2 protein-coding genes are annotated in these 653 nt (G+C 69.8%); both read left to right on the forward strand.

From position 1 onward, the window contains the following. The coding region (locus tag MBELCI_RS18990) for an aldehyde dehydrogenase family protein (RefSeq protein WP_045320580.1) at nucleotides 1–300 on the forward strand (300 nt) is incomplete at its 5' end. A 6-nt stretch (nucleotides 301–306) separates the two neighbouring features. Then, a partial coding sequence (locus MBELCI_RS18995) for a sulfite exporter TauE/SafE family protein (RefSeq protein ID WP_131505607.1) occupies nucleotides 307–653 on the forward strand: 347 nt, incomplete at its 3' end.

Here is a 653-nt window from a genome sequence, read left to right on the forward strand (position 1 = left end):
GAGATCTTCGGCCCGGTCGCCGTGCTGCGCGGCTGGTCGGACCGCGACGAGGTGATCGCGCTGGCCAATGCGACGCATTACGGGCTCGCGGCGACGGTCTGGACGCGCAGCCTGTCGGTCGCGCTCGACAGCACCTCGCGGCTCGAAGCGGGCTACGTGCAGGTGAACCAGAACCTCACCATCCAGCCCAACGTGTCCTATGGCGGCTTCGGCCGGTCGGGTCAGGGCAAGGAGGCCTCGCTCGAGGCGATGGTCGAGCATTTCACCCGCTCCAAGACCATCGTCCTGAACTTCGACTGACGCGCCGTGGGCGATCTCGAACTGCTCGCTCTGGCGACGGTCGCGGCAGGGTTTCTACGGGGGGTGACGGGCTTCGGCTTTGCCCTTGCGGCGGTGCCGTTCTACAGCCTCAGCCTGCCGCCGGTGGAGGCGGTGATCATGGCGCAGATGCTGCAGATCGCGGCGGCGCCGGGCGATCTGATCAGGCATCGCCGCGCCATCGACGCCCGTGCGTTGCGCTTGTTATGCGCGGGCGCGCTGGTCTGCACGCCGCCGGGCGCCTACTGTCGCGACCCGGCTCGACGCCGACGTGATGCGGCTGGCGATCGCGGTCTTCGTGCTGGCCGGGCTGGCGGCGCTGCTGTCGCGCTGCG

Origin of the sequence: Limimaricola cinnabarinus LL-001 (genome assembly GCF_000466965.1) — a bacterium.
GTDB classification, from domain to species: domain Bacteria; phylum Pseudomonadota; class Alphaproteobacteria; order Rhodobacterales; family Rhodobacteraceae; genus Limimaricola; species Limimaricola cinnabarinus.